This is a genomic window from Fretibacterium sp., from assembly GCF_057312375.1.
In genome coordinates this window covers 1-6,483 of sequence record NZ_DBHLDX010000086.1, presented here as the reverse complement: position 1 = coordinate 6,483, position 6,483 = coordinate 1, and the positions used below count along the sequence as shown (strand labels likewise).

Genomic DNA, 6,483 nt, shown 5'->3' with positions numbered 1-6,483 from the left:
GATGGGGGGAATATGTCATGGAACTGCTGAACGTCTGCAAGTGCGCGAAGTGCGGCAACATGGTGGAGGTGCTTCACGTGGGCGGCGGCACGCTGTCGTGCTGCGGGGAGCCCATGAAGGTCATGGCGGAGAACTCCACGGACGCGGCCCAGGAAAAGCACGTGCCCGTCCGTGAAGGTCAGAACATCAAGGTGGGCAGCGCGGTCCATCCCATGGAGGCAGACCACTACATCGAGTGGATCGAGATCATCAACGGCAAGCGCATCTGCCGCTGCTTCCTGAAGCCGGGCGAGAAGCCGGAGGCCGCCTTCGACAGCGCGGAGCCGGGCGCCGCAGCGCGCGAGTACTGCAACAAGCACGGGCTCTGGAAGGCGCAGATCTAAGCGCTTCAGACGGCTCATTCAAACAGCAAATTACGTAAGGGGGACGGCCGGCGCCGTTCCCCTTCCTTAAATTTCAGGGAGGCGATCGCAACGTCCGATACGGAGGGGCGGGACCGGAGGCTCAGGGCGTTCCTGGAGGGGCTCTACTTCGCCTACAGCCGACGCGAGCTCATCAGCCCGGACCCCCTTGAGTTCCTGGAGCCCTACGACCTGCCCGACCGGGAGGTCGTGGCCCTCGTGGCGTCGTCGCTGGCCTACGGCCGCGTGGCACAGATACTGCGGAGCGTCCGCCGCGTCCTGGACGCGCTGGGACCCCGCCCCCGACGTTTCCTCCTGGAAGGCTCCGAGCGTCTCCCGGAGGCCCTCACCGGATTCAAGCACCGGTTCACCACGTCGGAGGACGTGGCGGCACTCCTCTCCCGCGCGGCGCTGGCCCTGCGGGAGCACGGCAGCCTCGAGGGCCTCCTCCGCGCCTGCCTGGCAGAGGACGGGAAGCGGAACCTCCTGCCGGCGCTGGACCGCTTTGCGGACGCCCTGTGGCCGGCGGATCGAGGGGGTTTTCCCCTGATCGCGGCCCCCAGGGACGGCAGCGCCTGCAAGCGCCTCTTCCTCTTTTTGAAGTGGATGGTTCGGCGCGACGGCGTGGACCCCGGCGGCTGGACGGTCCTCGGCCCGGAGGACCTCATCATGCCGGTGGACACCCACATCCACGCCATCGCCGCGAGGCTCGGCCTGACCGCTCGGAAGCAGGCGGACCTGCGCTCCGCCCTTGAGATCACGGACGCCTTTCGGCGGATCTGCCCCAGCGACCCCACGCGCTACGACTTCGTCCTGACGCGCTTCGGCATCCGCAGCGGGATGAGCGAGGAGGACCTGACGGCCGAGGCGCCCCGCTGAAGCGTCACCGGGGCCAAAAGATCGCTGCGGAGCCCCGCGCGGTTGGCTGTTTTGGACGATAGCAATCCGCGCCGCCTCCTGTATAATGAAAAGTCGAAAAAATCTTTTGCCCCGCCCCGTCGAGCGGCTCAGCGGGCAAAAAAATACAGATTCCGGAGGCCTCCCATGACCTTTTTATCGCCTGAGTTCAAGCACGAGGACCTTTTGAAGATCGCGCCAAAGGACCTTCCCGCCCTGGCCAGCGAGGTGCGGCAGGAGATCATCAGGACCGTCAGCGAAAACGGCGGGCACATCGGCTCCTCGCTGGGAGTGGTGGAGCTGACCATCGCCATGCTTCGCTGCTTCAACCCCGTCCAGGACCGCATCATCTTCGACGTCGGGCACCAGTCCTACCCCTACAAGCTCCTCACCGACCGGGCGGGCCGCTTCGGCACGCTGCGCCTGAAGGGTGGGCTCTCCGGCTTTCCCCGACGCTCCGAGAGCCCCTGCGACCACTTCAACACGGGGCACAGCAGCACCTCCATCTCCGCCGCGCTGGGCTACGCCAAGGCCCGCGACCTGCTGGGCGAGGACCGGCACGTCGTTGCCTTCATCGGGGACGCCTCCCTCATCAACGGGCTGGCGCTCGAAGCCCTGAACTACGTGCAGGAAACGAAGACGAAGGTCATCATCGTCCTGAACGACAACAAGCACTCCATCAGCAACTGCGTGGGGGGCTTCTCCACGATGCTGGCGCACCTCTCCGCCAGCACGTCCTACAACAAGATCAAGTCCGCCATCAAGGACGCCTGCCGCGTGCTGCCCGCGGGCGGCGTCCTGCAGCGGAGCCTGGAGGGCATCCACGACCAGATCAAGAGCCTCGTGAAGCCGAACAACATGTTCGACGACCTGGACATCAACTACTGGGGGCCCTTCGACGGCCACGACGTCGAGGCCTGTCAGGTGGTCTTCGAGCTGGCGAAGCGCTACGACCGCCCCGTGCTGCTGCACTTCAACACCGTGAAGGGAAGGGGGATGCCAGAGGCGGAGGCGGACCCCACGAAGTACCACCAGATGTCCCCCCGCTCCAGCGCCAAGGGACCCAAGCGGCGCAGTTGGAGCGAGGCGGCGTCCGAGGCAACGGAGGAGATGGCAGAGGCGGATCCGCGCGTCGTCTGCTTCACCGCCGCCATGTCCACCGGCGTCAAGCTGGAGCGCTTTCGGACGCGCTTCCCGGAGCGGTTCTTCGACGTGGGCATCGCCGAGAGCCACATGCTGACCATGGCCGCAGGCCTGGCGGCGGGAGGGATGAGGCCGTGGGTCTTCATCTACTCCACGTTTCTGCAGCGCGCGATGGACCAGCTGATGCACGACGTCGCCCTGCAGAACCTGCCCGTCGTCCTGATGGTGGACCGCGCGGGGCTGGTGGGCTCGGACGGGGACACCCATCAGGGGCTGCTGGACGTCCCCTGGTCCCGCCCCATCCCCAACCTGGAGGTCTACGCGCCCTCCGACGAGCCCTCTCTGCGGCAGATGATGGCCTGCGCGGCGCGGCGCGAGGGCCCCACCCTGATCCGCTACCCCCGCGGCTCGCTGCCCGCCCGCAACGACCTCTTCGCCGGCACGGAGCCGCTGCGCGCGTTCCAGCTCCGGGACGGCACGGAGTGGGCCCTCATTGGGCACGGGGTGACGGTGCACACGATGCTTGCGGCGCGCGAGGCCGCGGACGCCGCCGGGCTGCCCCTCCCCGCCGTCTACGACCTGCGCCGGCTCAAACCCCTGGACGTGGAAACGCTGGACGACGTCCTGCGCCGCTTTCCCCTGGTGGCCGTCGCGGAGGAGAACTACATGGAGGCAGGCGTCGGGGAGGCCATCGCCGCCCGCATCGCGGAAACGGGCTCCCCCACCCTGCTGCGGCGCTTCGGCGTGCCGGACGTCTGCGTCCCCCACGCGACGCCGGAGGAACAACGGGCGCTCTACGGCATGACGCCTGAGAACGTCGTCGAGGTCTGCCGGCCCTGTCTGGGCCTCTCCCAGGCCGTTTGACCCGTCCCGCGGCACGTTTCCCATGGCAAGCTGAACCATGAAGGTCAGGGAGAGGTTGGACCGGCTCATGGTGGACCGCGGGCTGGCGGAAACGAGGAACAGGGCGCAGGCCCTGATCATGGCGGGGCGGGTGCGCGTCGAGGGGCGTCCCGTCACGAAGGCGGGGACGGCCATCTCTCCGGACGTTCCCATCGAGGTGGACGAGGGCACGCGCTGGGCCAGCCGGGGCGCTCACAAGCTCCTGCGGGCCTTTGAGGCCTTTCCCGGCCTCTCGGCGGAGGGGCGCGCCTGCGCGGACCTGGGCGCATCGACCGGCGGCTTCACGGACGTGCTGCTGGCCCATGGGGCCCGGAGGGTCTTCGCCGTGGACGTCGGCTACGGGCAGCTCCTGTGGCGCCTCGCCTCCGATCCGCGCGTCGCCGTCATGGACCGCACGAACGCCCGCAATCTGACGGCGGCGGACTTTCCGGAGGTGATCGACCTCGCGGTCTGCGACGCCTCCTTCATCTCCCTGAGGCTGATCCTGCCGGCCGTCGACGCCCTCCTCTCCCCGACCGGAGAGGCGGTCGTGCTCATCAAGCCGCAGTTCGAGGCGGGGCGCGAACGGCTGGGCGCCCACGGCGTGGTGCGGGACCCGGCGGTGCACGCGGCCATCCTGCGCGAGGTGACGGGCTTCGCCGAGGCGGAAACGGACCTCTTCGTGTCGGACCTCACCTGGTCCCCCATCCTGGGGCCGGAGGGGAACATGGAGTTCCTCTGCCGGCTGACCCGCGAGGATCGCGGCTTCCTGCCCGACCTCGACCCGGAGGCGCTGGTCCGTGCGGCCCACACGGCGCTGGACGGAAAACGGAGCCTTTGATTTTACCCTTCGACCGGAGTGTGATTGAACGTGATAACGCGGACGTTCCTTGAGCGCATCTTCTCGGCGGCCAGCATGAAACGCTGGAACGACCACCCGCACCCCGCCGTGTTCACAGAGCTGGGCAAGCAGGCGCACAAGATGGTCACGGCGTGGGTCCTGGGCAAGTGCGAGGAGGACCGCGGGGAGCGCGTGGACTGGGGGGCGCTGATTCGGGGCGGGATCTTCGAGTTCCTCTACCGCGTCGTGGTGACGGACATCCGTCCGCCGGTGTTCCACAAGCTGATCCAGGACCCGGAAACGAAGGCGGAGCTCGACGCGTGGGTCGCGGAGCGCCTCGCGCCGGACCTGGCGGCCTTCTCGCCCGACATGGACCGGGCCTTCCGGGACTACCACCGCCACGCGGGAGAGCGGACGCTCGAACGGCGCATCCTGGGCGCGGCGCACTACATGGCCACGAGCTGGGAGTTCGCGTTCATCCTTCACTGGAGCGCGGACATGTACGGCATCGAGCGGACGCGGCGCGAGGTGGAGGCCAACGTCGCCGCCATCGACCTGCCCTCCGCGCGGGCCATGCTGGACGCGCGGGACGGCTCCCCCCTGTGGGGGTTCATCTCCATGGTGGGGCAACTGACCTTTCAGAAGCGCTGGGCACAGACCGACCGCGTGCCCCAGACCTCCGTCCTGGAGCACCTCCTGTTCGTGGCCGTCGTTTCGTGGCTTTTGTCGCAGGAGATCGGCGCGTGTCCCCGGCGGCTCTACAACAACTTCTTCTGCGGCCTGTTCCACGACCTGCCGGAGGTCCTGACGCGCGACATCATCTCTCCCGTCAAGGCCTCCGTCGAGGGGCTGGACAAGATGATCCGCCGCTACGAGCACGAGGCGATGAACGAGCGCATCCTGCCCCTGCTCCCGGACGGGTGGCACGACGAGCTGCGCTGGTACACGGAGGAGGAGTTCACCAACAAGACGTGGCAGAGCGGACAGATCGACCCCATCCAGCGGCACGCAGGCGACATCCCTGCCGAGTTGAACCGCGACGACTGCAACCCGATGGACGGCCAACTCGTCGGGGTGTGCGACAAGCTGGCCGCCTACATCGAGGCGTCGGCCTCCATCCGCACCGGCATCCGCCCCACGGAGCTGGAGGACGGCAAGCGCGCCCTCTACCGGCGCTTCCGGAACGCGAAGGTCGCCGGCCTGCAGTTGGGGTACCTCTTCGAGTACTTCCGGTAGGGCCTGGAGGCGGCGGGGTCACACGGTTCGCTGAGATATCCCCTTGATGCGGCACACGGCCCAGTTTTTGCTGGAGGCCGTCACCGTGCCGCCGCAGTAGGAGCAGCGGGCCGACGCGTTGACGTCGAGGGGCGCGCCGCAGTGGGGGCAGTAGACCGCCTTCACGCCGCCCTTGGCCCGGTCCGTTTTCTCTCCGCTCCTTCGCGTGAGCTCCCACTCGTACTCCATGAACTTCTCCCGGTCCTTGCTGCCGGAGACGACCCGCCCCGTCCGGTCGTCCAGCGTGTACACCGTGATGCGGGTCCGAATGGCGGCCACGAGGAAGTCCATGCCGCCCGCTTGGTAGTACCCCTTCAGGTTCGTCTCCAGCACGGCGATGCGCTCGATGTAGTCCGTCTCGCGCTTCTTGCGTATCGGGGCCAGCAGGCCCTCCATTTGATTGTAGAACGCATCCGTCAGCCACGGCCGCACGGGCTCGATGTTTTTGTTGTGCCAGCAGTCCTGCATCTGCACGTAGAGGTTGGCCATGTGCTCCTGGACCCCTGCCGCGCTGAAGTCCGGGTCCAGCCTCAGGTAATCGCTCATGGGCAGGAGGGGCCTGGAGAGAACGATTACTTCAGGCGCGTCCGTCCGCCCCGCGCGACGATTCCTGTCGAAGATCCCTCTGTCCCCGAAGAACTTGACGACGAAGAACAGGAACACCAGCACCGCGATGACCCCACCCGAGTCGATGGAGCCGCCGGCCCAACCCAGGTCCACGAACCCACCGTCGCCGCCTCCCCAGCTGCTGTCACCGCCGCTCCATCCGCCGCTCGAGCTTCCGCCGTAGTCGCTCTCCCCCGCGAAGTTGCCGAAGTCGGAGCCCTCCCCGACGTTCAGGGGCAGAACGATGGCCAGACAGGCCAGCAGCAGGGACAGCGCAAGATACGGCAACGCCTTTTTAAAAACGTCCTTCATGGTTCCTCCGTTCCGCCAGACTTGTCTAAATATACTCATAGGTATCTTTAGTGCTGACTTCCTGTTTCACTGAGGCCGGTTTCACCAAAAACTTGCGTTCCTGGTCAGAGCCTTCCTCTCCACAGG

General features: G+C 67.2%; 6 protein-coding genes. 5 read left to right on the top strand and 1 reads right to left on the bottom strand.

Features of this window, described 5'->3' with window-relative positions:
- The 5 genes from ACO41U_RS09585 to ACO41U_RS09565 all read left to right on the top strand — a co-directional run.
- On the top strand, positions 1-383 hold a 383-nt coding region (locus tag ACO41U_RS09585), incomplete at its 5' end, for a desulfoferrodoxin (protein ID WP_485943503.1).
- A gap of 84 nt (positions 384-467) precedes the next feature.
- Positions 468-1,280, top strand: coding sequence for a TIGR02757 family protein (locus ACO41U_RS09580; RefSeq protein WP_485943507.1), 813 nt, complete (start codon positions 468-470; stop codon positions 1,278-1,280).
- Positions 1,281-1,445: 165 nt separating this feature from the next.
- Complete coding sequence (gene dxs / locus ACO41U_RS09575) at positions 1,446-3,305, top strand: 1-deoxy-D-xylulose-5-phosphate synthase (RefSeq protein WP_485943501.1); 1,860 nt, start codon at positions 1,446-1,448, stop codon at positions 3,303-3,305.
- Between the two features lie 37 nt (positions 3,306-3,342).
- A complete protein-coding gene (locus ACO41U_RS09570) occupies positions 3,343-4,164 on the top strand; it encodes a TlyA family RNA methyltransferase (RefSeq protein WP_485943499.1) in 822 nt (273 codons plus the stop codon).
- A 30-nt stretch (positions 4,165-4,194) separates the two neighbouring features.
- Entirely contained in the window at positions 4,195-5,400 is a 1,206-nt protein-coding gene (locus tag ACO41U_RS09565; RefSeq protein ID WP_485943505.1) for an HD domain-containing protein, read from the top strand.
- An 18-nt stretch (positions 5,401-5,418) separates the two neighbouring features.
- On the opposite strand, the gene ACO41U_RS09560 is transcribed toward ACO41U_RS09565, so the two are convergent.
- Positions 5,419-6,357 (bottom strand): TIM44-like domain-containing protein, encoded by a 939-nt coding sequence (locus ACO41U_RS09560; protein WP_485943497.1) that lies wholly within the window; start codon positions 6,355-6,357, stop codon positions 5,419-5,421.
- Between the last annotated feature and the right edge of the window lie 126 nt (positions 6,358-6,483).